At 60.0% G+C, this 25,176-nt stretch carries 21 protein-coding genes and 2 pseudogenes; 12 read left to right on the top strand and 11 right to left on the bottom strand.

The window, feature by feature from the left end; genetic code table 11:
- The 8 genes and pseudogenes from D6877_RS05425 to D6877_RS05390 all read left to right on the top strand — a co-directional run.
- A pseudogene (locus tag D6877_RS05425) lies at positions 1–304 on the top strand (MFS transporter); the annotation flags it as partial.
- Between the two features lie 235 nt (positions 305–539).
- Positions 540–1,538, top strand: coding sequence for a phosphate ABC transporter substrate-binding protein PstS (locus tag D6877_RS05420; protein ID WP_016772480.1), 999 nt, complete (start codon positions 540–542; stop codon positions 1,536–1,538).
- Between the two features lie 220 nt (positions 1,539–1,758).
- Complete coding sequence (locus tag D6877_RS05415; protein WP_024014834.1) at positions 1,759–4,044, top strand: ABC transporter permease subunit; 2,286 nt, start codon at positions 1,759–1,761, stop codon at positions 4,042–4,044.
- A 16-nt stretch (positions 4,045–4,060) separates the two neighbouring features.
- Positions 4,061–5,731, top strand: a complete 1,671-nt coding sequence (pstA, locus tag D6877_RS05410; RefSeq protein WP_016772481.1) for a phosphate ABC transporter permease PstA — start codon at positions 4,061–4,063, stop codon at positions 5,729–5,731.
- Positions 5,732–5,824: 93 nt separating this feature from the next.
- A complete protein-coding gene (gene pstB, locus D6877_RS05405; protein WP_016772482.1) occupies positions 5,825–6,658 on the top strand; it encodes a phosphate ABC transporter ATP-binding protein PstB in 834 nt (277 codons plus the stop codon).
- 119 nt (positions 6,659–6,777) lie between these two features.
- A complete protein-coding gene (gene phoU / locus D6877_RS05400) occupies positions 6,778–7,539 on the top strand; it encodes a phosphate signaling complex protein PhoU (RefSeq protein WP_016772483.1) in 762 nt (253 codons plus the stop codon).
- A gap of 177 nt (positions 7,540–7,716) precedes the next feature.
- Positions 7,717–8,649: a response regulator gene (locus D6877_RS05395; protein ID WP_130910101.1), complete on the top strand. Its 933-nt coding sequence runs from the start codon at positions 7,717–7,719 to the stop codon at positions 8,647–8,649.
- A gap of 208 nt (positions 8,650–8,857) precedes the next feature.
- Positions 8,858–9,754, top strand: coding sequence for a M23 family metallopeptidase (locus D6877_RS05390; protein ID WP_122506249.1), 897 nt, complete (start codon positions 8,858–8,860; stop codon positions 9,752–9,754).
- Between the two features lie 172 nt (positions 9,755–9,926).
- Here the strand turns inward: D6877_RS05390 and D6877_RS05385 are convergent, their stop codons facing one another.
- The 3 genes from D6877_RS05385 to phoB form a co-directional block, all read right to left on the bottom strand.
- A complete protein-coding gene (locus D6877_RS05385) occupies positions 9,927–11,267 on the bottom strand; it encodes a hemolysin family protein (protein ID WP_130910100.1) in 1,341 nt (446 codons plus the stop codon).
- Between the two features lie 123 nt (positions 11,268–11,390).
- Positions 11,391–12,677, bottom strand: coding sequence for a phosphate regulon sensor histidine kinase PhoR (gene phoR, locus D6877_RS05380; protein ID WP_241662853.1), 1,287 nt, complete (start codon positions 12,675–12,677; stop codon positions 11,391–11,393).
- A gap of 138 nt (positions 12,678–12,815) precedes the next feature.
- A complete protein-coding gene (phoB, locus tag D6877_RS05375) occupies positions 12,816–13,505 on the bottom strand; it encodes a phosphate regulon transcriptional regulator PhoB (RefSeq protein ID WP_007896474.1) in 690 nt (229 codons plus the stop codon).
- Between the two features lie 151 nt (positions 13,506–13,656).
- Between phoB and D6877_RS05370 the strand changes: the two genes are divergently transcribed.
- Positions 13,657–14,040: a hypothetical protein gene (locus tag D6877_RS05370; protein ID WP_130910098.1), complete on the top strand. Its 384-nt coding sequence runs from the start codon at positions 13,657–13,659 to the stop codon at positions 14,038–14,040.
- A 115-nt stretch (positions 14,041–14,155) separates the two neighbouring features.
- Here the strand turns inward: D6877_RS05370 and ubiA are convergent, their stop codons facing one another.
- Entirely contained in the window at positions 14,156–15,046 is an 891-nt protein-coding gene (gene ubiA / locus D6877_RS05365; RefSeq protein WP_130910097.1) for a 4-hydroxybenzoate octaprenyltransferase, read from the bottom strand.
- Positions 15,046–15,606 carry a chorismate lyase gene (locus tag D6877_RS05360; RefSeq protein WP_130910096.1) on the bottom strand — a complete coding sequence of 187 codons (561 nt, stop codon included), beginning with the start codon at positions 15,604–15,606 and terminating at the stop codon, positions 15,046–15,048. The genes ubiA and D6877_RS05360 overlap by 1 nt, the downstream gene beginning before the upstream one ends.
- Before the next feature lie 201 nt (positions 15,607–15,807).
- Between D6877_RS05360 and D6877_RS05355 the strand changes: the two genes are divergently transcribed.
- The 3 genes from D6877_RS05355 to D6877_RS05345 all read left to right on the top strand — a co-directional run bounded on the left by D6877_RS05355 (position 15,808) and on the right by D6877_RS05345 (position 17,610).
- On the top strand, positions 15,808–15,975 hold the full coding sequence (locus D6877_RS05355; protein ID WP_003177199.1) for a rubredoxin: 168 nt from the start codon (positions 15,808–15,810) through the stop codon (positions 15,973–15,975).
- Positions 15,976–15,995: 20 nt separating this feature from the next.
- A complete protein-coding gene (locus tag D6877_RS05350) occupies positions 15,996–17,144 on the top strand; it encodes an FAD-dependent oxidoreductase (RefSeq protein WP_130910095.1) in 1,149 nt (382 codons plus the stop codon).
- Between the two features lie 190 nt (positions 17,145–17,334).
- Positions 17,335–17,610: an HU family DNA-binding protein gene (locus D6877_RS05345; RefSeq protein WP_003213368.1), complete on the top strand. Its 276-nt coding sequence runs from the start codon at positions 17,335–17,337 to the stop codon at positions 17,608–17,610.
- A gap of 103 nt (positions 17,611–17,713) precedes the next feature.
- Here D6877_RS05345 and D6877_RS05340 read toward each other — a convergent pair.
- From D6877_RS05340 to tssI, 6 genes and pseudogenes are all read right to left on the bottom strand, one after another.
- Positions 17,714–17,875 (bottom strand): annotated as a pseudogene (locus D6877_RS05340) (phosphatidate cytidylyltransferase); the annotation flags it as partial.
- A gap of 44 nt (positions 17,876–17,919) precedes the next feature.
- The gene (locus D6877_RS05335; protein WP_130910094.1) at positions 17,920–18,540 is read right to left on the bottom strand and encodes a hypothetical protein; all 621 of its coding nucleotides are present in this window, start codon (positions 18,538–18,540) and stop codon (positions 17,920–17,922) included.
- A 26-nt stretch (positions 18,541–18,566) separates the two neighbouring features.
- Complete coding sequence (locus D6877_RS05330) at positions 18,567–20,897, bottom strand: lipase family protein (RefSeq protein WP_130910093.1); 2,331 nt, start codon at positions 20,895–20,897, stop codon at positions 18,567–18,569.
- Positions 20,894–21,685 (bottom strand): hypothetical protein, encoded by a 792-nt coding sequence (locus tag D6877_RS05325; protein ID WP_130910092.1) that lies wholly within the window; start codon positions 21,683–21,685, stop codon positions 20,894–20,896. Before D6877_RS05325 ends, D6877_RS05330 begins: the two co-directional genes overlap by 4 nt.
- Positions 21,682–22,530, bottom strand: a complete 849-nt coding sequence (locus D6877_RS05320) for a DUF4123 domain-containing protein (protein WP_130910091.1) — start codon at positions 22,528–22,530, stop codon at positions 21,682–21,684. Before D6877_RS05320 ends, D6877_RS05325 begins: the two co-directional genes overlap by 4 nt.
- Complete coding sequence (tssI, locus tag D6877_RS05315; protein ID WP_130910090.1) at positions 22,527–24,551, bottom strand: type VI secretion system tip protein TssI/VgrG; 2,025 nt, start codon at positions 24,549–24,551, stop codon at positions 22,527–22,529. Before tssI ends, D6877_RS05320 begins: the two co-directional genes overlap by 4 nt.
- Between the last annotated feature and the right edge of the window lie 625 nt (positions 24,552–25,176).

The raw sequence follows: 25,176 nt of genomic DNA, 5'->3' as shown, positions 1-25,176 counted from the left end.
GACCTTCTACCACAGCCTCGCCGACCACCCGGACTGGCTGTTCCCGCTGTACGCACTGACCGGTTTGCTGGTCGGCACCATCGGCGCGGTGCCGTACGTTATGGTCAAGGCGTTCCCGCCGGTGGTTCGCTTCAGTGGCCTGTCGTTTTCCTACAACGTCGCGTACGCGATCTTCGGTGGCTTGACCCCGATGGTGGTGAGCCTGTTGCTGAAGGAAAGCGCGATGGGGCCGGCTTACTATGTTGCGGTGCTGTGCGGAATGGGGATTCTGGTAGGCGCCTGGCTCTGGAAGAAGGGGCGCTAAAGCCCAGGATCTACTCCACCAATACCGGCCACTTCGCGAGCAGGCTCGCTCCCACAGTTGGAATGCATTTCAATTGTGGGAGCGAGCCTGCTCGCGAATGGGGGCACCAAAAATCATCCAGTAAAAGCCGGATGCTGGCCTTTCATCCAATTGTCATATTTCAGCCATAGAGTGTTCACACGGCCTGCTGATACTTGGCCCCGACTTAACACACCCTATCTGCTAGGAGTAAGGCATGAAACTGAAGCGTTTGATGGCGGCAATGACTTTTGTCGCTGCTGGCGTTGCGACTGCCAACGCGTTCGCCGCTGTTGACCCTGCTATCCCGAGCTACACCAAGACCACTGGTGTGTCGGGCAACCTGTCCAGCGTCGGTTCCGATACCCTGGCCAACCTCATGACCCTGTGGGCCGAGAACTACAAAAAAGAATACCCGAACGTCAATATCCAGATTCAGGCTGCCGGTTCCTCCACCGCGCCACCTGCACTCACCGAAGGCACCGCCAACCTGGGCCCGATGAGCCGCAAGATGAAGGACAACGAGCTGCAGGCTTTCGAACAGAAGTACGGCTACAAGCCGACGGCGATTCCGGTTGCCGTGGATGCCCTGGCCGTGTTCGTGCACAAGGACAACCCGATCAAGCACCTGACCATGGCTCAGGTCGATGCGATCTTCTCCTCGACGCGCCTGTGCGGTGCCAAAGCTGACGTCAAGACCTGGGGCGACCTGGGCGTGACTGGCGACCTGGCCAACAAGCCAGTCCAGCTGTTCGGCCGTAACTCGGTGTCCGGCACCTACGGCTACTTCAAGGAAGAAGCCCTGTGCAAAGGCGACTACAAACCAAACGTCAACGAACAACCAGGTTCGGCGTCGGTGGTGCAGTCGATCAGCAGCTCGCTTAACGGCGTCGGCTATTCGGGTATCGGCTACAAAACTGCCAGCGTGAAAACCGTTGCCCTGGCCAAGAAAGAAGGTGGCGAGTTCATCGAAGACACCGAAGAAAACGCCCTGAACGGCAAGTATCCGCTGTCGCGCTTCCTCTACGTTTACGTCAACAAAGCCCCGAACAAGCCTCTGGCCCCGCTGGAAGCCGAGTTCGTGAAACTGGTGCTGTCCAAGCAGGGCCAGGAAGTGGTAGTGAAAGACGGTTACATCCCGCTGCCAGCCAAGGTTGCTGCCAAAGCACTGGCTGACCTCGGTCTGCAGGAAGGCGGCGCTGTCGCCAAGAAGTAACACCTGAGGCCGGCCTGACGCCGGACTCCTGTGGGAGCGAGCCTGCTCGCGAAGGGGCCGTCACATGCACCATCGATGTGACTGACCCGACGCTTTGACGAGCAGGCGCGCTGCCGCAACCACCAAATTTTCGACTCCGCTGCCGGACCTTCCGGGTGGCGGATTTGCTGCGTCACTGCATTGTCATCTTTCTGTCATACAGGATCGCTAGGGTGTGCGCATGAATGATCTGGCCAATTCCCCAATGACTACGTCTTCCCCTCCCAAGCGCATTGATTTCAATACGCCTGAGCTGCAACGCAAGCGCCGCATCCGCGCGCTCAAGGATCGCTTCACCCGCTGGTACGTCCTCGTTGGCGGCCTGGCGGTGCTCGCGGCCATCACCCTGATCTTCTTCTTCCTCGCTTACGTTGTTGCGCCCCTGTTTCAAGGTGCCGACCTGACCGCGAAAGACTCGATCACCCCGGCCTGGATGCAGGACGCCGGCAAGCCGCTGATGATCTCGCTCGAGGAGCAGAATCAGGTGGCCATGCGTGTGTCCGACAAGGGCCAGGCGCTGTTCTTCGATCTCGACAGTGGCGCTGAATTGAGGCGTGTCGATCTGCCGCTGCCTGCGGGCGCCACCGTGACGTCTATTGGCGAAGACCAGCCGGGTCATCCGCTGGTGGCCGTGGGTCTGTCCAACGGTCAGGCGCTGGTGTTCCGTCACACCTATAAAGTCAGCTACCCCGATGGCAAGAAAACCATCAGCCCGGCCATCGAATATCCCTATGGCGAGGCACCGATCGCACTGAACGAAAGCGGCGGCGCGCTGGAGCATGTCAGCCTCAACGCCACCGATTCGACGCTGATGCTGGTCGGCTCCACCGGCTCGCAACTCAATGTGCTGTCGCTGACCAGCGAAGAAAACATGATGACCGGCGAAGTCACCAACGAGCAGACGCGCATCGATCTGCCGCAGATGACCGAGCCGGTGAAAAACATCTTCGTCGACCCGCGCCAGCAGTGGCTGTACGTGGTCAACGGGCGTGCCCAGGCCGACGTGTTCAGCCTGCGCGACAAGAGCCTCAACGGGCGCTACAAACTGCTGGAAAACGCTGACGCCCAAGTCACCGCCACCGCGCAGCTGGTCGGCGGTATTTCGCTGATCGTCGGCGATTCCAAGGGCGGTCTGGCCCAGTGGTTCATGGCCCGCGATACCGATGGCGAGCAGCGTCTGAAGCAGATCCGCACCTTCCAGATGGGCACCACGCCGATCGTTGAAATCGCTGCCGAAGAACGCCGCAAAGGTTTCCTCGCCCTCGATGCCAGCGGCAAGCTCGGCGTGTTCCACAGCACCGCGCACCGTACGTTGCTGGTCGATCAGGTGGTTGAAGGCCAGGGCCTGTTTGGTCTGTCGCCGCGCGCCAACCGAGTGATCGTCGAAGCCGGCGGCAAGCTGCAGCCGTTGCTGCTCGACAATCCGCACCCGGAAGTATCGTGGAGCGCGCTGTGGAGCAAGGTCTGGTACGAGAACTACGACGAGCCTAAATACGTCTGGCAATCGACCGCCGCCAACACCGATTTCGAACCGAAACTGAGCCTCTCGCCGCTGACCTTCGGCACCCTGAAAGCCGCGTTCTACGCCATGCTGCTGGCCGCGCCACTGGCCGTCGCTGCGGCGATCTACACCGCGTACTTCATGGCCCCCGGCATGCGCCGCAAGGTCAAACCGGTGATCGAGTTGATGGAGGCGATGCCGACGGTGATCCTCGGTTTCTTCGCTGGTCTGTTCCTCGCGCCATACGTAGAGGGCCATCTGCCGGGCATCTTCAGCCTGCTGATGTTGCTGCCGATCGGCATTCTGGTCGCCGGTTTCACCTTCAGCCGTCTGCCTGAATCGATCCGCCTGAAAGTTCCGGACGGCTGGGAAAGTGCGTTGCTGATTCCGGTGATTCTGTTTGTGGGCTGGCTGTCGCTGTACATGAGCCCGTTCATGGAGAACTGGTTCTTCGGCGGTGATATGCGCATGTGGATCTCCCACGACCTGGGCATCACCTACGACCAGCGCAACGCTCTGGTGGTCGGTCTGGCCATGGGTTTTGCGGTGATCCCGAACATCTACTCGATCGCCGAAGACGCCGTGTTCAGCGTGCCGCGCGGCCTGACCCTGGGTTCGCTGGCCCTCGGTGCGACGCCGTGGCAGACCATGACCCGCGTGGTGATCCTGACCGCCAGCCCGGGGATTTTCTCGGCGCTGATGATCGGCATGGGCCGTGCGGTCGGCGAAACCATGATCGTGCTGATGGCCACCGGCAACACCCCGGTCATGGAGATGAACCTGTTCGAAGGCCTGCGCACCCTGGCCGCCAACGTCGCGGTGGAAATGCCCGAGTCGGAAGTCGGCGGCAGCCACTACCGCGTGCTGTTCCTCTCGGCGCTGGTGCTGCTGTTGTTCACCTTCGTCATGAACACCCTGGCAGAACTGATTCGTCAGCGTCTGCGCAAGAAATACTCGTCGCTTTAAGCAAAGGTAGAAGTCTGTGAAACAGAACTCCCTGAAAGGATGGTTCAAGAGCGGCGCCCCGGGCGTCTGGATCAGCGGTGGCGCGGTGTCCATCGCGGTCATCATGACCATTGGCCTGTTGGCGGTGATTGCCGTGCGCGGTCTCGGTCACTTCTGGCCGGCGGATCTGATCCACGCGCATTACGACGTACCGGGCCAGGCCAATCACCTGGTGATCGGCGAAGTGGTGCAGAAAGAAGAAGTGCCGCGCGCACGTCTGAAGAGCGCCGGTTTGCCAGTGCCTGACGAAGGTCCGGAATTCATGACCCGCGAGCTGATCAAGGTCGGCAACCGTGACCTGAACGGCAACGACTTCACGTGGATCGTCGGCGAGTGGCTGACCAAGCAGACCACACCGCCAGAATTGATGGCGATCGAGCGTCGCGAGTGGGGCAACTTCTACGGCTATCTGGTCAACGTCAAACAGGATGGCAAGGTCATCGCCGAGGGCGAGGCCGCATGGCCTGAACTGCAAGCGCGCATCGACCGTGTGAACGATCTGGCGGCTCAGCTGAAGACGCTGGAAAAAACCGACATCGGCGCGATCAACGCCGGCCTCGAACGCATCCGTCTGCATGGCCGCAAACTCGAGCTGGAAGGCAAGCTCGACGCCACCGCACAAGCGGACATGGAGTCCGAGCGCGCCGAGCTGGATGCGCGCTACAAAGATATCGAAGCACGTCTGTCTGATTTGCATGCTCAGTTCAACCGCGACGCCTTGACCGCCCGTGACGCCAACGGCAAGGAAATCGAAATCGGTCTGGGCAAAGTCGTGCATGCCTACCAGCCAAACGGCATGAGCACTTTGACCAAGGTTGGTTTCTACTTCAGCAAGATCTGGGAATTCCTCTCCGACGACCCGCGTGAAGCGAACACCGAAGGCGGGATCTTCCCGGCGATCTTCGGCACCGTGATGATGACCCTGATCATGGCGATGATCGTCACCCCGTTCGGCGTGCTGGCGGCGGTGTACCTGCGCGAATACGCCAAGCAGAACACCCTGACCCGTGTCATTCGCATCGCGGTGAACAACCTCGCCGGCGTACCGGCGATCGTCTACGGCGTGTTCGGTCTGGGCTTCTTCGTCTACGTGCTGGGTGGCTCGGTCGACCGCTTGTTCTTCCCTGAAGCTCTGCCGGCGCCGACCTTCGGTACGCCGGGCCTGCTCTGGGCTTCGCTGACCCTCGCGCTGCTGGCGGTACCGGTGGTGATCGTGGCGACCGAAGAAGGTCTGGCGCGGATTCCGCGTACCGTGCGTGAAGGTTCGTTGGCCCTCGGCGCGACCAAAGCGGAAACGCTGTGGAAAATCGTTATCCCGATGGCCAGCCCGGCCATGATGACCGGCATGATCCTCGCCGTGGCCCGTGCCGCCGGTGAAGTGGCGCCGCTGATGCTGGTAGGGGTGGTGAAGCTGGCGCCGTCGTTGCCGGTGGACGGCAACTACCCGTACCTGCACCTGGACCAGAAGATCATGCACCTGGGCTTCCACATTTATGACGTCGGCTTCCAGAGCCCCAACGTCGAAGCAGCCCGCCCGCTGGTGTACGCCACCGCGCTGCTGCTGGTGCTGGTTATCGCGACGCTGAACCTGTCGGCGGTGTATATCCGCAACCACCTGCGTGAAAAATACAAAGCACTGGATAGCTAAAGCCATTAGCCACAAGCGGCAAGCTACAAGCCGCTTTTGCTCAAACTTGCAGCTTGCAGCCAGAAGCTTGCAGCTACGAACGGAGTGAGAACCATGCAGCACGAAACACACAGCCACGGCATCAACATGTCTGCCCTGGGCCGCGACAAGCAGAGCCTGGACCTGGCGCAGGAAACCGTTGCCATCGAAGTGCCGGGCCTGAGCCTGTACTACGGCGAGAAACAGGCACTGTTCGACGTCAGCATGAACATCCCGAAACAGCGCGTGACCGCGTTCATCGGCCCGTCGGGCTGCGGTAAGTCGACGCTGCTGCGTACCTTCAACCGGATGAACGATCTGGTCGACGGCTGCCGTGTCGAGGGCGCGATCAACCTGTACGGCAACAACATCTATCGCAAGGGTGAAGACGTTGCCGAACTGCGTCGTCGCGTCGGCATGGTGTTCCAGAAGCCCAACCCGTTTCCGAAGACCATCTACGAAAACGTGGTGTATGGCCTGCGCATCCAGGGCATCAACAAGAAGCGCATCCTCGACGAAGCCGTCGAGTGGGCGTTGAAAGGCGCGGCATTGTGGGACGAGGTCAAAGACCGTCTGCACGACTCGGCCCTCGGCCTGTCCGGTGGTCAGCAACAGCGTCTGGTCATCGCCCGCACCATCGCGGTTGAGCCTGAAGTGTTGCTGCTCGACGAGCCGTGCTCCGCTCTCGACCCCATCTCGACGCTGAAAGTCGAAGAGCTGATCTACGAGCTGAAGTCCAAGTTCACCATCGTCATCGTTACCCATAACATGCAACAGGCGGCACGGGTGTCCGACTACACCGCGTTCATGTACATGGGCAAACTGGTGGAATTCGGCGACACCGATACTCTGTTCACCAATCCGGCGAAGAAGCAGACCGAAGACTACATCACCGGTCGCTATGGCTGATTGGGGCAGCCGCAAGCTTCAAGCTTCAAGCGGCAAGAAAGATGCGGTGCGATATCAGGACTTACACATAACTGCTTGAAGCTTGCAGCTTGAAGCTTGCAACTTTCGCGGAGCGAACAATGATTTCTAAAGAAGGCCTTACCCATCACATCTCTGCGCAGTTCAACGCCGAGCTTGAGGAAGTGCGCAGCCACCTCCTGGCCATGGGCGGGCTGGTCGAGAAGCAGGTCAACGACGCGGTGACCGCGCTGATCGAGGCCGATTCCGGCCTGGCTCAGCAGGTCCGTGAGATCGATGACCAGATCAATCAGATGGAACGCAACATCGACGAAGAATGCCTGCGCATTCTCGCCCGTCGGCAGCCGGCGGCGTCTGACCTGCGTTTGATCATCAGCATTTCCAAGTCGGTGATCGACCTTGAGCGTATCGGCGACGAAGCCACCAAGATCGCCCGTCGTGCCATCCAGTTGTGCGAAGAAGGCGAAGCGCCGCGTGGTTACGTCGAGGTTCGTCACATTGGTGACCAGGTACGCAACATGGTGCGCGATGCGCTGGACGCCTTCGCCCGTTTCGATGCCGATCTGGCCTTGTCGGTGGCGCAGTACGACAAGATCATCGACCGCGAATACAAAACCGCCCTGCGTGAGCTGGCCACCTACATGATGGAAGACCCGCGCTCTATCTCACGGGTGCTGAGCATCATCTGGGTCCTGCGCTCGCTGGAGCGTATCGGCGACCATGCGCGCAACATCTCCGAACTGGTGATCTACCTGGTGCGCGGCACCGACGTGCGCCACATGGGCCTCAAGCGCATGAAGGAAGAAGTTGAGGGCACAAGCGCTGAAACCGCTAATGTTCCGGGCGAAGCTGACGATAAGTAAGATTGCCTGAGAAAAGCGCCCGGCCCTCTGGCCGGGCGTTTTTGTTTGTGCTTTTCACAAGGCAGATCGAATTAAAAAGCAGCACCCGCGAACGAAAAGTCCCGGCGTGACTGAAGAGTTTTGGCAATGTGCCATCAGCCAGCGTTATGCTTGCCGGGATTTTAATAGGGGTGTTGGATGAGCAAGATCAGTGTGTTGGTCGTGGACGATGCTTCGTTCATTCGTGACCTGGTGAAAAAGTGCCTGCGTAATTACTTCCCGGGGATCCGCACCGAGGACGCCATCAACGGCAAAAAGGCCCAGGCCATGCTGGCCAAAGAGGCTTTCGACCTGGTGCTGTGCGACTGGGAAATGCCGGAAATGTCCGGCCTCGAACTGCTGACCTGGTGCCGCGAGCAGGACAACCTCAAGACCATGCCGTTCGTCATGGTCACCAGCCGTGGCGACAAGGAAAACGTGGTCCAGGCGATTCAGGCCGGCGTTTCCGGCTACGTCAGCAAGCCGTTCACCAACGAGCAGCTGCTGACCAAGGTCAAGCAGGCACTGAACAAGGTCGGCAAGCTCGACACCTTGATGAACAGCGCGCCGACCAAGATGAATTCGGCGTTCGGCAACGATTCCCTGAGCGCGTTGACCGGCGGCAAGCCTGCCGTGGTTGGCGGCGCTGCAGCCAGGCCTGCCGCTGCTGCCCCCGCTCCAGCCGCTGCACCGTCGCGCGGTTTGCTCAACAGCCCGCCAGTTCAGGCGCCCGGTGCATCCAAGGCGCCGGTGGGCGGTCGTGGGCAGGGCCAGCTGCGGTTGCCGAGCGGCAATCAGCAATGCGTGATCAAGGCCTTGAGCATCAAGGAAGCCCTGCTGGTAGTGAAGCGCACCGAAACCCTGCCGCAGATCCTCGACAGCGCCGTGCTCGATCTGGAGCAGGGCGACAACGCCGAGATCGCGCGCCTCAATGGTTACCTGCACGCCATCGTCGCCCACGAGCAGAAAGCCGACAGCGACTGGCTGCAACTGACCTTCCGCTTCGTCGACCAGGATGCGCAGAAGCTCGACTACATCTCGCGCCTGATCGCCCGGGGCACGGCGCAGAAGCACTTCGTACCCGGCGCGTAAGCTTCGTCGCCCGATAGGCCGCCTTCGCGAGCAGGCTCGCTCCCACCCTGGAACGCATTCCAAATGTGGGAGCGAGCCTGCTCGCGAAGGGGCCAGCCGAAACACCACCCATCTCCCGCGCTGGGCAATTTGAAACATCTGTCGACTAGCCTGGTCTGTCTCAGCTGCTAGGCTGATTCCCAGGCCTTCCTTCGACAGACTTTTGCCCATGCTCGCGCGCCTGCTGTTTTTCTGCGGTCTCTGCCTGGCCTCCCAGCTGGCGATGGCCATGACCATCTACAAATCCACCGATGCCAATGGCGTGGTCTCGTACAGTGACCGCCCGAGCAAAGGCGCGAAGGTGTTCGTGTTTCAGGATCGCATGGTCGAGCGCCTCGACCGCCAGGTGTACCTGGACATCAAGAAGCAGAAGGGCGTTGATGTAGTGTTTGCGCGCAACGATCTGTACGCGCCGGTCGAGGTTGCCCTGGCCTTCATCGGCACGAGCAATGTGCGTGGCGCGCCAGCGCAGGCGATCCGTCGCGTGCTGCCACCGCGCAGCAATACGCGGCTGGCGCTGCTGACGGCGATCAGCCGCGACCAGCCGCTGGTGTACTCGCCGCAGTTCCAGTATTCGCTGGGCGACCCCGCAGGCACCGCGCAGAGCTATCGCTATCCGCTGCCCTGGCGTGGCGGGCCGTTTCGCCTGAGTCAGGGCGCCAACGGCCAGTACAGCCACTATGGGCCGAAGAACCGCTACGCCATGGACATCGCCATGCCGGTGGGCACGCCGATCATCGCCGCGCGAGCGGGAGTGGTGGTCAAGACCGAGAACTCCCAGAGCGGACGCGGCACCGATGCCTCCGGCAATTTCGTGCGGGTGCTGCACGACGACGGCACCATGGGAGTGTACCTGCATCTGAAACAGGGTTCGGTGAGTGTGCGCGAAGGACAACGGGTCAAGGTCGGCAGCCCGCTGGCGCTGTCCGGCAACACCGGCAACAGCAGCGGCCCGCACCTGCATTTCGTGGTGCAGCGCAATACCGGCGAAGGGCTGGTGTCGATTCCCTATCAGTTCAACCAGCCGCTGGGGGCGTTGCCCAACTTTGCGTTGGGCAAGCAGTAGGCGCGATAGGGTGTTGAGGGTTTTTGTGGCGAGGGGATTTATCCCCGTTGGGCCGCGAAGCGGCCCCAAATATTGCGACTCTGTACTAACTGACTGCATTCAATGGTTTTGGGACGGCTGCGCCGTCCAACGGGGATAAATCCCCTCGCCACAAGAGCTCCCCAAACTCCCATCAATCCAGCATCAACACCTTGGCCAGGACAATCTTCGGCCCTTTCATTTTCTTGATGATGATGCGCAGGCCTTCGACTTCCAGCACTTCTTCCTCTTCCGGCACCCGTTTCAGGGTTTCGTAGACCAGCCCGGCGAGGGTTTCCGCTTCGATGTGATCCAGATCGATGCCGAGCAGGCGCTCGACCTTGAACAACGGCGTATCGCCACGCACCAGCAACTTGCCCGGCTGATAAGCGAGGATGCCGCGCTCTGCCTTGCGGTGTTCGTCCTGGATATCGCCGACCAGCACTTCCAGCACGTCTTCCATGGTCAGGTAGCCGATGATGTTGCCGTCAGCCTCCTCGACCACGGCGAAGTGCGAGCCGCCCTTGCGGAACTGCTCCAGCAGTTGCGACAGCGGCATGTGCCGCGATACGCGCTCCAGCGGGCGGGTCAGCTCGGCCAGGTTGAACGACTTGGGAATGTGGTCCAGCGCGGCCAGTTCCAGCAGCAGATCCTTGATGTGCAGCAGGCCGACGAACTCCTGGCGCTCGCTGTCGTACACCGGATAACGGCTGAACTTGTGGCGACGGAACATCGCCAGGATTTCCTTCAGCGGCGCATTGAATTCGAGGGTGATCAGGTCTTCGCGGGAGTTGGCCCAGTCGACCACTTCCAGCTCGCCCATTTCCACGGCCGAGGCCAATACGCGCATGCCCTGATCGCTGGGATCCTGGCCACGGCTGGAGTGCAGGATCAGTTTCAGTTCTTCGCGGCTGTAATGGTGTTCATGGTGCGGGCCGGGTTCGCCTTGCCCGGCGATACGCAGAATCGCGTTGGCGCTGGCATTGAGCAGGTAGATCGCCGGGTACATCGCCCAGTAGAACAGGTACAGCGGCACCGCCGTCCACAGCGACAGCAGCTCGGGTTTGCGGATCGCCCACGACTTGGGCGCCAGCTCGCCGACCACGATGTGCAGGTACGAAATGATGAAGAACGCGGTGAAGAACGACACGCCTTTAATGATCTCGGGCGAGTCGACGCCGACCGCGCTCAGCAGCGGTTCGAGAATATGCGCAAATGCCGGTTCACCGACCCAGCCCAAGCCAAGGGAGGCGAGGGTGATGCCGAGCTGGCACGCCGACAGGTAGGCATCGAGCTGACTGTGCACGGTGCGCAGGATGTGCCCGCGCCAGCCGTGTTGTTCAGCGATGGCCTCGACCCGGGTCGAGCGCAGTTTGACCATGGCGAATTCCGCCGCAACGAAAAAGCCGTTGAGCAACACCAGGATCAGAGCAAAAAGGATCATGCCGAAGTCGGCGAAAATGGTAGCGAGGGACAAGCCAGGGGAAGGGTCCATGATGGAGTTTTGCGGGTTCCGTGTGATTCGAAAGTGGGGAGAAACAGCGCCTGAAAGGCAGGCACAAGTCAGCCAATGTAGCGGCTGACCGTGCGATTGCCTAGTGGCGTGTGCCGGGCGGCATCACTCGGTGGCGCTGATCGCCCGTGCGCTGGCCATCTGGGCCGGGGCGAAATGGCAGGTGAAGGTGCTGCCGTGACCGGGCACGCTGCTGATCTCCATGCGTGCGCGGTGGCGCAGCAGCACGTGCTTGACGATGGCCAGGCCGAGGCCGGTGCCGCCGGTGTTGGAATTGCGGCTGGAGTCGACGCGGTAGAAACGTTCAGTCAGGCGCGGCAAGTGTTTGCCGTCGATGCCGATGCCGGAATCCTGCACGCTCAGGTGCGCGCCCTGATCGTCGCCCCACCAGCGAATGCGGATGTTGCCCTCGGCCGGGGTGTACTTGACCGCGTTGAACACCAGATTGGAAAACGCACTGCGTAGTTCGGCCTCGCTGCCCTTGAGCAGCACTCCGGCATTGGCCTCGAGGCTGATGCGCTGGTTCTTCGCTCCCGACAACTGCTGCGCATCGCTGGTGATCGATTGCAGTAGCGTGTCGATCTGCACCGGCTGGTTGTCCGACGGGTAGTCGGTGGCTTCCAGTTTCGCCAGCAACAACAGGTCGTTGAGCAGCGTCTGCATGCGCCCGCCCTGTTGCTGCATCTGTTGCAGGGCTCGGCTCCAGCGCGGGTTCACTTCCTCGACATTGTCGAGCAGGGTTTCCAGATAGCCGCAGATCACCGTCAGCGGTGTGCGCAGCTCGTGGGAGACGTTGGCGATGAAGTCCTTGCGCATCTGTTCCAGCTGATGAATGCGCGTGACATCGCGCACCAGCATCAGGTGTTCATTGTTGCCGTAGCGGGTCAGGTACAGCTGAATGCGCACGCGATCGTTGGTCGGCGAAGGGATTTCCAATGGCTCGGCGAAGCTGTCCTGCTCGAAGTATTCCTTGAAGCGCGGATGGCGCACCAGGTTGGTCACCGGTTGGCCGCTGTCCTGCGGAGTCTTCAGGCCGAGCAGGGTTTCGGCGGCGCGGTTCCACCATTCGAGGTTGCCGTCGCTGTCGAGCATGATGACCGCGTCTTTCAGCGCGGCGGTGGACTCCTGTACCCGGTCGATCACCGCTTGCAGACGTCCGCGCACCCGTTGGTCGCGGCGTTGCAGGTGATAGATGCTGTCGAACACCTCGCCCCACAGACCATAGCCATCGGGCGGTGCTTCGTCGGGTTGATGCTGGCGCAGCCATTCGTGCAGACGCAGCAGTTGCTTGAGCGTCCAGGCCAGATAAAGCCCCAGACCCGCTGCGAGGCTCCAGCCGTAATAGCCGGTGATCAGGCCGATCACCAGGCAGGCGGTGACCAGCAACAGCATGTGGCGAATCAGGGTGCCATGCCAGTTTTGATTCACAGAGGCGTCCTTAGCCGCAGCTTCAAGTTTCAAGCCGCAAGCTCCAAGCTAAAACGGATCGGCTTTCACTTGCCGCTTGTAGCTGGAAACTTGCAGCTGCTTTTACGCTTTTGTGGAGAACCGATAACCGGTGCCGCGCACGGTTTGTACCAGATTTTCGTAAGCGTCGCCGAGGGCCTTGCGCAGGCGGCGGATGTGCACGTCGACGGTGCGCTCTTCGACATAGACGTTGCCGCCCCAGACCTGGTCGAGCAACTGGCCACGGGTGTAGGCGCGTTCCTGATGGGTCATGAAGAATTGCAGCAGGCGGTATTCGGTCGGGCCCATTTCGGCGGGCTTGCCGTCGATGGTCACGCGGTGGCTGATCGGGTCGAGCAGCAGGCCGCCGACTTCGATCGGCGCTTCGCCATCGGTCGGTCCGGCGCGGCGCAGCACAGCCTTGAGGCGGGCGACCAGTTCACGCGGCGAAAACGGTTTGGTGATGTAGTCGTCGGCGCCGACTTCCAGGCCCTGGATCTTGTTGTCCTCTTCGCCTTTGGCGGTGAGCATGATGATCGGGATGTCGCCGGTCAGCTCGTCACGCTTGAGGCGCCGGGCCAGTTCGATGCCTGAGGTGCCGGGCAGCATCCAGTCGAGCAGGATCAGGTCCGGTTTGCGGTCGACGATGATGGCGTGGGCCTGCTGCGAGTTCTCTGCCTCGAGGCAGTCATAGCCGGCCATTTCCAACGCCACGGCGATCATTTCGCGAATGGGCGCTTCGTCGTCGACGATCAGAATGCTCCTGCCAACCATGCCTTAATCCTCTTGTCATTTAACTGTCTTGCGCCGCATTAGATAACGGAATTATTGCAGTCGTGTGACAGTATTTCAGAGTGGCGGCGTTTGTGCTGATCCTGGACTAAGCTCCAAGTCCGAATCCTGACAACCACAAAAGAAGGTTTCCATGACTCAGATGACTGCTTCGTTCAAAGCCCTGCTGATGGCTGCCGCCCTGACATTGCCGGGGCTGGCCATGGCGGCCGATCCGGCGATGGAAAAGGACGGCATGTATACCGACCACAAGGGCATGACCCTGTACACCTTCGCCAAGGACTCCGCTGGCAAGTCCGCGTGCAATGACACGTGCGCGGCAAACTGGCCGCCGCTAATGGCGACAGCGAATGACAAGTCGATGGGGGACTGGACGGTAATCACTCGTGATGATGGCAGCAAGCAATGGGCCTACCAGGGCATGCCGCTGTACACCTTTGTGATGGACAAGAAGGCCGGCGACATGACCGGCGACGGCAAAATGGACGGCGCGTGGAAAGTCGCCAAGGCCAAATAACCACGGTCCAAAACCCTGTGGGAGCGAGCCTGCTCGCGAAGCGTTGTGTCAGTTATCGCAGAGGTGACTGACATGACGCCTTCGCGAGCAGGCTCGCTCCCACAGGTGTCATGCATTAGCGCAGCGCGTAATCCAGCACGATCCCGACAAATATCGCCAACCCTGCCCAGTGGTTATGCAGAAACGCCTGGAAGCAACGCATGCGGTCCTTGCTGCGCGTGTACCAGAACTCCCACGCATAACATCCGGCCGCTACGAGCAAACCAAGGTGGAACCAGATCCCCAGCTCGAACTTCGATCCGGCCAGGACCAGGCAGCCCAGTGACAACGCCTGCAAGCTGAGGATGATCACCCGATCCGCTTCGCCAAACAGGATTGCCGTGGATTTCACACCGATCTTCAGGTCGTCATCGCGATCGGTCATCGCGTAATAAGTGTCGTAGCCCACCGTCCAAAGCAGATTGGCGATCCACAGCAACCACGCCGCCGCCGGCAATTCTCCGGTCTCAGCGGTAAAGGCCATTGGCATGCCCCAGGAAAACGCCGCGCCCAGCACCACTTGCGGGTAGTAGGTGTAGCGCTTCATGAACGGATAAGTGAATGCCAGCGCCAGACCGCCCAGCGACAGCCAGATCGTCGGCGCGTTGGTGCACAGCACCAGCAGAAAACTGATGCCCATCAGCACGGCAAAGAACACCAGCGCTTCCTTCGAGCTGATCCGGCCAGCGGCGAGCGGCCGTTGCGCGGTGCGTTTGACGTGGCCGTCGACCTTGCGGTCGGCCCAATCGTTGATCACGCAGCCGCCGGCACGGGTCAGCACCACGCCGAGGACGAAGATGACAATGTTGGCCAGCGACGGCGAACCCTTGCCGGCAATCCACAACGCCCACAGCGTCGGCCACAGCAGCAGGTAAATGCCGATCGGCTTGTCCATGCGCGTCAACTGAACGAAATCCCAGGCGCGCGGGTTCAGACGGTTGAGGGACTTGAGCAGGCTCTGATACATCAGCAGTTCTCCGGATGGGCGCGAGCGACGTCCCACAGGCTCGGCAGGAAGATTTCCGCGACCAGCACGCTCAGCGCGCCACGGTCGAAACGCGAACGCCGGCCCCACAGCTCAGGGGTTTTCACCACTGGCGGCAACCATTGCTCGGGGTAGCGGCAGACTTCAATGGCGCGGCGCTGAAATGCGCGATCACAAAACAGCAATTCGCCCAGCGAGCGGCTGCCCAGTTCATCCATGTGCAAGCCATCGCCTTGCAGGGCCGCCCGCGAGGCAACGCTGCGGGCAAACACCCAGGCCTCGCCGTGGCCGCGCAAATACACCTCACGCACCCAGCCTTCGCTGCCCTCGGCCAGCTCCAGTGCCGCGCATTCATCAGCGCGCAAGGTGTCCCAGCCTTCGAACAGCGGCGACACGCTGAAGCCGTCCTCGGACAAACGGGTCAAACGGCGGGTCAGCGAACCTTCGTCGAACAACCAGTCGAGGGTCAACGGATCGGGGCGGGGCGTCAGGCGGTCTTGGGTCAGCCAGAGCGGGGCGGGGCAGGCATTTGAATGTTGCACAATGAGTCATTATTGGCCGCAAATGAGGCGGCGAGCTTACCATGGCAGGCGACAGGATTGAGCGGCGCCGGCCGCCGTTGCGCCGAACAGGCTTGCATCTGCGCGGCACCCTCAGTACAAAACGCCCTGAGCCGGATGGCAACGCAGCACCCATCGACCGTCCGCGCCGGCACTACGCCTGAACCCTGAGGAAGTACCTGAATGAAGAAGTGGCAATGTATCGTCTGTGGCCTGATCTATAACGAAGCCGATGGCTGGCCGGATGACGGCATCGCGCCGGGCACCCGCTGGGAAGACGTACCGGCAGACTGGCTGTGCCCCGACTGCGGCGTCGGCAAAATGGACTTCGAAATGATCGAAATCAACTAAGCAAATCAGAGGAGTAAGGCATGAGCGCACCAGTCGTCATCATCGGCACCGGGCTTGCGGGCTACAACCTGGCCCGCGAGTTTCGCAAGCTCGACAGCGAAACCCCGCTGCTGCTGATCACCGCCGATGACGGCCGCTCTTACTCCAAGCCGATGCTCTCCACCGGTTTCGGCAAGAACAAGGATGCCGACGGCCTGAGCATGGCCGAGCCCGGCGTCATGGCCGAGCAGTTGAAGGCCGAAGTGCGCACCCACACGCGCATCAGCGGCATCGACGCTGGCCACAAACGCTTGTGGATCGGCGAAGAAGCCGTGCCCTATCGCGACCTGATTCTGGCCTGGGGCGCGGAAACCGTGCGTGTGCCGATCGAAGGCGACGGCGCGGAACTGGTGTTCCCGATCAACGATCTGGAAGACTACGCGCGCTTCCGTGCCGCAGCAGCGGGCAAGCGTCGGGTGTTGTTGCTCGGCGCCGGGCTGATCGGCTGTGAATTTGCCAATGACCTGATCCTCGGCGGCTACGAAGTGCAATTGGTCGCGCCGTGCGAACAGGTCATGCCGATGCTATTGCATCCTGCCGCTGCGGCGGCCGTTCAGGCCGGGCTGGAAAGTATCGGGGCGAAGTTTCACCTCGGCCCGGTGCTGACCCGCCTGGAGAAAGTCGCCGATGGCCTGGAAGCGCACCTGTCCGATGGCCAGATCATCCCCTGCGATGTAGTGGTCTCGGCGATCGGCCTGCGCCCGCGCATCGATCTGGCGGCAGCTGCCGGCGTGCAGGTCAATCGCGGCGTGATGGTCGATCGTTACCTGAAAACCTCCCACGCCAACATCTACGCCCTGGGCGATTGCGCCGAAGTCGACGGGCTCAATCTGCTTTACGTGATGCCGCTGATGAGCTGCGCCCGCGCATTGGCGCAAACCCTCGCTGGTAACTCGACCGCGGTCAGCTACGGGCCGATGCCGATCACCGTGAAAACCCCGGTGTGCCCGCTGGTGGTTTCGCCGCCGCCACGGGGCAGCGAAGGCGTTTGGAGCGTCGAAGGGCAGGGCGCCGACGTCAAAGCGCTGTGCCACGGTGCCGACGGTCAGTTGCTCGGTTACGCCCTGACCGGCGGGGCGGTCATGGAAAAACTGGCCCTGAACAAACAGCTGCCGCCGCTGCTGGCGTAAATGCCGGTCGTTCTGTCGCAAACACCGCTCTTTTGCCCCGACAAAGGTCTTGGGGAGACTGGCGCCGCCGTTGGCGGCGTGCCATTCTCACTCCCGTCTGCCGCAGAGTAGAGCCTGCGGCGCCTTGGGCGCTGTTCCAACGAGAACAGCACGGACATAACAACAAAAAACCGTCAAAGGGGCTTCACTAATGCGTAAACCAGAACTCGCCGCTGCAATCGCCGAAAAGGCAGACCTGACCAAAGAACAGGCCAACCGCGTCCTCAACGCCGTCCTCGAAGAAATCACCGGCGCCCTGCACCGCAAGGACAGCGTGACGCTGGTCGGCTTCGGCACCTTCCTGCAACGCCACCGCGGCGCCCGCACCGGCAAAAACCCGCAGACCGGCGAACCGGTCAAGATCAAGGCCAGCAACACCGTGGCATTCAAGCCAGGCAAATCGTTGAAAGACAGCGTCAATCCTTGATGGCGGCGTGCTCCCCTGAATGACGGGGAGAACCGCAAATGAGAAATGGGCACACCGATTGCGGTCGGGTGCCCATTTTTTGTGGTTGGAGCATTCGTCTAGATCAGACGGAGAAGAAGTAACGCGTCAGGTGAAAGAAGAGCGGTGCCGCGAAGCATATCGAGTCCATCCAATCGAGGATTCCGCCGTGACCTTTGATCATTGTGCCCCAGTCCTTCGCGCTCAGACTGCGTTTGATAGCGGACATGACCACGCTGCCTAGCCAGCTTGCGGCAGTCATTGGGACTTAAGCGTCGGGCAGCACGCCGACTACTCGGTCATCCGAACTGTTAATCGCAATGGCTTATCCTGGAATTGCTCAATTCGTAGCCTGCCCAGAATTTCATCGTTCGTACTCTGCCCTTTGCATACCAATTCATATTTGAAGACTTTACTTAACCGGGAGTCCGCATATTTACACTCGACTGAAAGCAAGTTCTCGTTCGACCCATGCTCGTCCAGTGGTTCATCTGCCAGGTCATTAATATGTATCCAGACGGCGCTTAAGCCAAGTTTCTCTGGATCCTCGGTCATGTCCATGATCCAGATTTTGATTTCGCTGAGGAGCGTGAGACAGCCCCCAATGCTGGGAAGTAATTTGACGTTGAACTTGGCGGTCTGCGCAGTGGGTTGCCAAGGTTGTTTAAATTTTTTGACTCCAAGGTTGGGGTCTCTTGCGTAGTTTTCTGGCGCGTAACAGTAATATGGGGAAAACGGCTGATAGTACGCTTCGGCGGTGACGCTAAAATTCGCAGGGATGTCCATGTTCAGTGTCGCCGAACTGGAGAACGAGTTGCATCCAGTTCCAAATATTATGAAGCTGGCCAATAACAAAGCGCGGATCGAGTGCGTTGCAGTCGCGAAGTTTAACTTGGGGGATAACGAGAGCATCGGTACTTCCTTGTTGACTGATTAAGTTAAATGAACGAATCAATATCCAGCTGAAACGGCGCGCCAACTGCATGTCCACCGGTCATCGCGGCGATAGCGGCGTCGTGGTCTTCAGCGGCTGGCGGGATCATCGCCAGTTGCTCCTGAACCAGGTTTTCAGGGTGGGCGTTCCAGCGCAGCAAACTTTCCTCGACCCATTCGGGCTGGTCGGCATAGCTGCCGTAAACGTCGGTCTCAGTGACCCGTTGACTGCGCAGCGCTGTCAGGCGGGCCTTGGTCATGCTGATCTTGTCTATTTCCTGATTGAGCATCAGCGTCTTGTGCACGCGCTCCTGCTCTCGCACGTAAGAACGGTGGTTGTTTTGCAGATCGCGCTTAACGGCCCGCAGCTGTTGCTGAATATTCTCCAGCGCGCTGCTGATCCACTCGAATTCGCGATTGGTCACCAGCGAACGCTTGAGCTGCAGTGCTTCCTGCCAACGGCGCAAGCTGGCCCAGCAGCCGGGGATGTAGCTGCCGACCATTGAGTGGTGACCCCGGTCGAACAACTGCCGCAGAAACGATCCGCGTTCGGGCAAGCCGTTGGTAGCGCGCAGGGCCTTGGCGCAGCCGTGATCGACGATCGTGCTGCAACCCGGCTCCCAGAGAAGGGAGGATCGGTGGTCCTTGTCGAACTCAACGGGCATGAAATGGCGCAAAGCACCGTGATGCCCATAGTCGTCGCCAAAGAAATTGATGATTCCCCAGATCAGCAGGCCGAGGCCGGCGACCGGGTTGAAGCCCAGCACCACGGCGTTGGTTGCGTACATCGGCCCAGGCTTGGCAAAGGTGTTCATCCAGGTCGCCGGCACGCTCGGTACCGGATCGTTCTGATTGACGATGCGGTGATGCACCAGCGATCTGGCGCTTTCGATGAAGGTGGTGTCGCCGGCGCGGGGGGCGCCGTAGGTGTAGAGCACGATTTGCGGGGAGAACTCCAGGTTGCGTCTCAGCATCTCGGACAGGATCAGTGCAACTGCACCGCCCAGACTGTGACCCGTGATCAGAAGCTTTTGCCCGCTGTAGAATTTTTCCAGATAAGTCACGATAAATGGATAAGCCGCCAAGGCGCCACCGTAGAAACCGCGGTGCACTTTGCCTTCGCCTTCGGCAAAGGGAACCTGATAGGCATCCCCGTCACGCAAGCCGTCGGGCCAGATCTCACTGGTACCTCGCACGCTGATCAGGATCAACTCGTCATGGTGGCAGATGAAAGCTTGGGTATCAGTACTGTTGTCTTTGTTACGGTCATCGAGACAGTGCAACTTGGCCGGGTGTTCTTGTTCGTCGCCCAACGCGGGGTCATTCACTTCGGGGTAAAGGTTCGGGTCGAACGGCACCACTTCCAGGCGTTTCGAATACGGCACGTCTTCGTACAGTGGGTAGTATTTCTGCGTTTGCGAGTCATCGACCTTCCACAACTCATCGAACTGCGGCAGCGCGTGGCCGAACCAGTTGCCGCTGCTGGGCTGTACCGGAAAGCTTACCGTGTCGGTCTGCACCGGTTGAGTGTTGGGTTCCTGTCCGAAATCGGTGTAGCTCAGCGTCGCCATAACCGACAGCTGATAAAGGTTAAGCGCGCAGAACGCTTCGCCTGTCGACAGCATTGGCCGTAGCGCTCTCATCGGCCGTACTTCCAGCACATGGTGTTGGTTCGGCAGCAGTGCGACGCCCTTGGGCGGCGGTGGGGAAAACCCCAGTTCGACGGTGGCCATCTCCGCCGCACTCAAGATTGTGTGCAGTCCGCCATCCGCAGAAGTTTTATCGACGAGCGTGAAGTCTCTGGACTTCGCCGCCGATCGCATGAGCTTGTGCGCCGCCCTCTTCGGAGGGTCGCGACGAGCAACCAGTGGTGGCAGGTGGGCGATGTGCTTTACCAGTTCACTGACTTCGACCTGACAGTACGCGTCGGTTTCGGGCAGGTCCCTGGCGGGGTTTGCCTGGGTGCGAGTGCCTGTTTTGTGGAAGAAGCGGGTTTTTTCGGCGCGGACTTGGAGTTCGGTGATGGGAAGGGGGTAGTCCAGTCTTTTTCTCAAGTCTCGATACAGCGCTTCTGCTCCTTGAAAAGGCTTATTCAGCTTGAGCACTACCGGGCCACAATGGTGGTTGTTTACCTTTGCCCAGCCTTTCGCATCCAGTTTTCCAGTATGAACGGTATCTTCGTAGTCGGTGATCTCATATGCCAAGCCGGCGTAGGGTGTGCCATCTCCGAACTCATTCACCAATTGAAAACTGGTCGAATGCCCGCGCATCGGGCAGGCGTGGATATCACCTTGCATGAAGGTGGTAACGCTTGTCGGTAAGGATTCAGCGTTCATGGAGTCTCGTCCGTGTTTTCGTTGCAACTTGGATAGATGGTGCAAATCCGTCCATCCACCATTCTGAAGGTGCTGAAGTCTTCATAATTTCCATTGCAATAACCACGCTGGTCCTCATAGCCTTCCCCCATACAGCGCTTCCAGCCACCAGGAACCTGGGCCCAAGTGTCCCCCCAACCAGGTTGCTCTTCATTCGCTAGGTTTATTTTCAACCTCACGGTTTTTCCTGGGAGTTGATCCAGTGTGTACGCGCCATGAGGGCGGCTCCGGGCTACATTTCCTTCTTGATCCATTCCTTTACATCTCAACATTTTTATTAGGTTACGCTTGGGGCTGACTGTCCGAAAAAACCACATGCATTCGCCTGTAAACTCACCCAGGCCGTCCTCGTTGAATGTGCCCTTTATTCGTTTCAGCAACTCTGGACGCACGAAAATTGAGGCGTAGTCCATGCTGAAGTTGCTTCGGCCTTTTCCATAAAAACCGATGACCTTGATTTCCACTTTGTTGAGCGCCAACGGACAATCGCTGACGGTTTTGTACAACTCGATTTCCGCAGTGCTTACATATTCCATGGTGGGTTTATTGAAGCTCACCCAGAAATCCGGCTTTCCTGGCACGCGGCAGGTTGCGCCCGCTGCGGGCAGGTAGATAGCCTTCAGCTCATATTTGAATCCGGGCGGAAAATCCGGAACAAACAAAAAGGTGTTCGGGGTCTTCACCGTCGTACAACCCACCAGCAAGCCCAGGCAACCACTCAGCAGCAACCCTCGTTTCAAGTTCCTCATCGACCTGCCTCTCCCTGCCAATACAACGCTTCCTGATATACCCGCTCAAAATGCATCGCCGGATCTTCACCGGGTTTGGGCAGCCATGATTTGCCTGGCCGATATCCCGGTAACTGCAAACTGCGGGTCAGCAAGAAATGCACTTGCTCCGGTTGTTGCCAGCCCCACAATTGCGTCAGTTGAATCAGGCCCCACAGCCACTCATCGACGTCGAGCTGTTCGGCCAGCGTGGCCATGGCTTCGGTGTGTTCGCCGACCAGGTAACGGCGGGTGTTGTCGAACAGCACGTTGGCGTAGATCAGCTCCGGGGTCGGCGTGTGCAGCCACGGCGGATCCATCGGCAGCGGGTGGTGGCCGGGGTCCGGGTTGTCGATGGCGTTCCATCGCTCTGCGTGCCAATAGCAGACGCTGTTGAATGGCCCGAGAAACGCCGCGCGGTGCTCGGGTTGCAGGTGCGCCAGCGCACGGCCCAGAACCCGGTTGTCATGCATGCGGTACACCGCCTGATTCGGGCGTTCGCCGGTTATCAGGCGCTCGCGCCAATGCGCCGCCAGCAGATCAAGTTCGGCGTGACGGGCACTGGCCAGCCAGCCCCAATTGCGCTCGGGCGTGGCGAGCAAGGTCTGGATGGCGGGATGCTGCGCCGTATCGATTTGCAACAGCAGCGGGCCGGTCGGCACCAGCGACTCGGCCGGCGTGCCGCTGTAGAGCGGACGAAACCGCTCGGTGCCGAGGTCGCGGGTCAACGCAGCGTGCTCTGCGCTTTGGCCCTCGGTGTCGAGCATCAGATACAGTTCGCAGCCGGCGCGGGACTGAGCGTGCAACCATTGTTCGACCGGGCTCATGCGACTTCTCCCAGCTCACACTGACCCGCTGCGCAGGCTTCGCACAGCGGGCAAAAATCCGCTGCCTGCTGGCGGGCACTGTTGACGATCGACAGCGGCGTGGCGTTGATCGCAGCTGGCAGGCCGGCCTCAACTTGCAGCGGTTGTAGCGGTGCGAGACCCGGCAGTGGCGCGCCGCCCTGAACGATGGGCACGCTGCTGAAAATCCCGCCGGCATTGATCACGATGTGATGACCGCCCGCTGACAGCGTCAAGCTCATGCCGGCATCGATCACCACGTTGCTTGCCGTGACATGCGCCTGCTGGCCGGCCTGGATCACCAGGGCGCCCAGGGTCTGGCTGCTGGTGCCGCTGACCTGCAACAAGTCATCGGCGTTGATCACGGTGCTGCGCAGCCCTTGATGAGTGCGCGAATCCCTGCCCTCAATGAGGCTGGTGCTGTCATTGCCGACATGCTCATGGCGGTCGCGAGTGATCAGGCTGCGGCTGTCGTTGAGGATCAGTTGCTCGAGGTCGCGCTGCGCGCGCAGGTAGATCTTCTCCTGCCCGGCGCGATCCTCGATCGACAGTTCGTTGTAGCCGCCATTGCGCGGTGAGCTCTGGCTGCGTAATACCGTGCGGGTTTTACTCGCCGGCAAGGGATGGGCGACGGCATTGACCTTGTTGGCGATGCAGCCGGTAATCAGCGGTTGGTCCGGGTCGCCTTCCAGGAAGGTCACGACCACTTCCATGTCGACCCGGGGAATGGTCACCGCACCGAATCCGTCACCTGCCCAACTGGACGCTACGCGTAACCAGCAGCTGCTTTTTTCGCTGTTGCGTTCAGCGCGATCCCAAGGAAACTCGACACGAACCCTGCCGTACTCATCGCAGAAGATCTCTTCTCCGGGAGGCCCGGTAACGCGCGCGGTCTGGCAGACCAGCAAGGGTCTTGGCGCGGGCAAAGGCGGGCGGAAAACCACTTCTGCGGGAATGGCCCTGAAGGTATTGCGATAGCCCTGGGAAAAACCATCGGCAGGTTTCGCCTCGCTGCTGAAAGCCTCTTCGAGCACTGCCGGTTGCTTGCCTTCGTGACTGAGACTGACCAACAGCCACAACTCGTTGCACTCGGCCCTGGGATGTTCGCTCAGCTCGAACAGGTGACCGCTGCGCAAAATCGCCTGATCGCTTTTGCCTTCAATCCATTGATAGTCGCTGCGATGGCGCTCCAAGGCCTGACGCGCCAGCTGTTTGCCGTGCTTCTCGGACTTCATCAACAGTGGATAGCGATACTCCTCCAGAGCCGGCGTGAACTCTGCGGTGAAGCGGCTTTCCAGCAGCAGGCTTGGCCGCTTGAGGTCATAGTCACGGCGGGTGACGGTGCTGGTACGGGTGTTGAAGCCCATGGTCAGGTGGTTGACCACCGGGTGTTCGGCAACCATGCCGCTATCAACCCGAAAGTCTGTCGTACCCAATTTGCGTGCGAACACCGGGCTGTCGCTGAACACCAGCAAGTGCCCGTCGAGCGAATGTTGATGGTGCCAGGCGATACCCTCTTCGGCGCACAGGCGCTGGATGAACAGGAAGTCGCTTTCGCCGTATTGCGTGCAGTACTCACGATGCTCACCGGCGGCGACATTGAACGTGAAGTCATCGGCCTGGATGCCATGCCCTTTGAGGACTTGCGCGACGATCTGCGGCACGGTCAGTTGCTGGAAAATCCGCTGGTCGTGGCTCAGTTGCAGATAATGCAGCGCCGGTACCAGTGTCAGTTCATAACGGGTCAGGCGCTTGCCTGATTCGCCGAGCATGACGTTTTCGATCCGCCCGTGAATGCCTTCGCCCGCTGATCCGAACTGCAGAAACGCGGGCTGGCTGAGGAGGCTTTCCAGATCGAAATCCGCGTGCTCGCTCACCAGCTCGATGCGAAATGCGTACAGCTGACTGATGGCTTCAGTGCCCGTGAACGCGAGCACCTTGAAGTCGTGACGAATGGCCGGGATGTGCAATGAGAATGGCGCGCAGTGGCCTTTGCCGAACATGGGCTTGTCCTTAAGCAAAGTGAGTCAAAGCGCGATACCGTCCTCCCTGATCGCCGCGCATGAAAAGTGGCCAGGGCAAGCTAGCGGCGTGGCAAACTAATTGATGTAAGAAGTATCCCTGAAATTTGTCAGAGTATTCCGGTGTGGAAGTCTTGGTCGTGATGCGAGAAGTATCTGAAGGACGCGGCTTCGATAACTATCGAGTTTGCAATGTATGAAGGATTTCGGAAGTTTTCAGAAATATGAAATGCCATCATTATAGTGGCACTTTCTGCGTTGATCGTTGTCGCGGAGAACTTATTGAAGCAAACCAGTCATTTTCGGAAGTGTCCTACTTCTATTTTTTTTTGAATTTGGCATGCTGCACGCCGCTTGGGGGTACGAGCGTAAGGTAAACTCGCCCGGCCGTGGCGCAGGGCTCTGGGTCAAGGGTTTGACAGGGTCATGGAAAATTCGTCGTGTATTAATCGGCCTCAGGGAAACCCCTGCGACATATAGGGCGATCTCCTACAGACCTCAACGAACAGTTCGTCTTGTTGTTTAATCAGATGCTTGCTAGTGGCCATCATTGTGATTACGATGCGCCCACTTGAAAGAGCACATCTCAATTGGATGAGTCGCTGAA

The organism is Pseudomonas sp. Sample_9 (assembly GCF_004307535.1).
In the GTDB taxonomy this organism is placed as follows: Bacteria; Pseudomonadota; Gammaproteobacteria; order Pseudomonadales; family Pseudomonadaceae; genus Aquipseudomonas; species Aquipseudomonas mercuritolerans.
The sequence above is the reverse complement of the archived record's forward strand: the minus strand, read 5'-3'. Positions and strand labels throughout refer to the sequence as shown.

Coding starts and splice junctions, on each gene's coding strand:
- D6877_RS05420 (WP_016772480.1), top strand. CDS start 540: ATGAAACTGAAGCGTTTGATGGCGGCAATGACTTTTGTCGCTGCTGGC.
- D6877_RS05415 (WP_024014834.1), top strand. CDS start 1,759: ATGAATGATCTGGCCAATTCCCCAATGACTACGTCTTCCCCTCCCAAG.
- pstB (WP_016772482.1), top strand. CDS start 5,825: ATGCAGCACGAAACACACAGCCACGGCATCAACATGTCTGCCCTGGGC.
- phoU (WP_016772483.1), top strand. CDS start 6,778: ATGATTTCTAAAGAAGGCCTTACCCATCACATCTCTGCGCAGTTCAAC.
- D6877_RS05395 (WP_130910101.1), top strand. CDS start 7,717: ATGAGCAAGATCAGTGTGTTGGTCGTGGACGATGCTTCGTTCATTCGT.
- D6877_RS05390 (WP_122506249.1), top strand. CDS start 8,858: ATGCTCGCGCGCCTGCTGTTTTTCTGCGGTCTCTGCCTGGCCTCCCAG.
- D6877_RS05385 (WP_130910100.1), bottom strand. CDS start 11,267: ATGGACCCTTCCCCTGGCTTGTCCCTCGCTACCATTTTCGCCGACTTC.
- phoR (WP_241662853.1), bottom strand. CDS start 12,677: ATGCTGTTGCTGGTCACCGCCTGCCTGGTGATCGGCCTGATCACCGGC.
- phoB (WP_007896474.1), bottom strand. CDS start 13,505: ATGGTTGGCAGGAGCATTCTGATCGTCGACGACGAAGCGCCCATTCGC.
- D6877_RS05370 (WP_130910098.1), top strand. CDS start 13,657: ATGACTCAGATGACTGCTTCGTTCAAAGCCCTGCTGATGGCTGCCGCC.
- ubiA (WP_130910097.1), bottom strand. CDS start 15,046: ATGTATCAGAGCCTGCTCAAGTCCCTCAACCGTCTGAACCCGCGCGCC.
- D6877_RS05355 (WP_003177199.1), top strand. CDS start 15,808: ATGAAGAAGTGGCAATGTATCGTCTGTGGCCTGATCTATAACGAAGCC.
- D6877_RS05350 (WP_130910095.1), top strand. CDS start 15,996: ATGAGCGCACCAGTCGTCATCATCGGCACCGGGCTTGCGGGCTACAAC.
- D6877_RS05345 (WP_003213368.1), top strand. CDS start 17,335: ATGCGTAAACCAGAACTCGCCGCTGCAATCGCCGAAAAGGCAGACCTG.
- D6877_RS05335 (WP_130910094.1), bottom strand. CDS start 18,540: ATGCTCTCGTTATCCCCCAAGTTAAACTTCGCGACTGCAACGCACTCG.
- D6877_RS05330 (WP_130910093.1), bottom strand. CDS start 20,897: ATGAACGCTGAATCCTTACCGACAAGCGTTACCACCTTCATGCAAGGT.
- D6877_RS05325 (WP_130910092.1), bottom strand. CDS start 21,685: ATGAGGAACTTGAAACGAGGGTTGCTGCTGAGTGGTTGCCTGGGCTTG.
- D6877_RS05320 (WP_130910091.1), bottom strand. CDS start 22,530: ATGAGCCCGGTCGAACAATGGTTGCACGCTCAGTCCCGCGCCGGCTGC.
- tssI (WP_130910090.1), bottom strand. CDS start 24,551: ATGTTCGGCAAAGGCCACTGCGCGCCATTCTCATTGCACATCCCGGCC.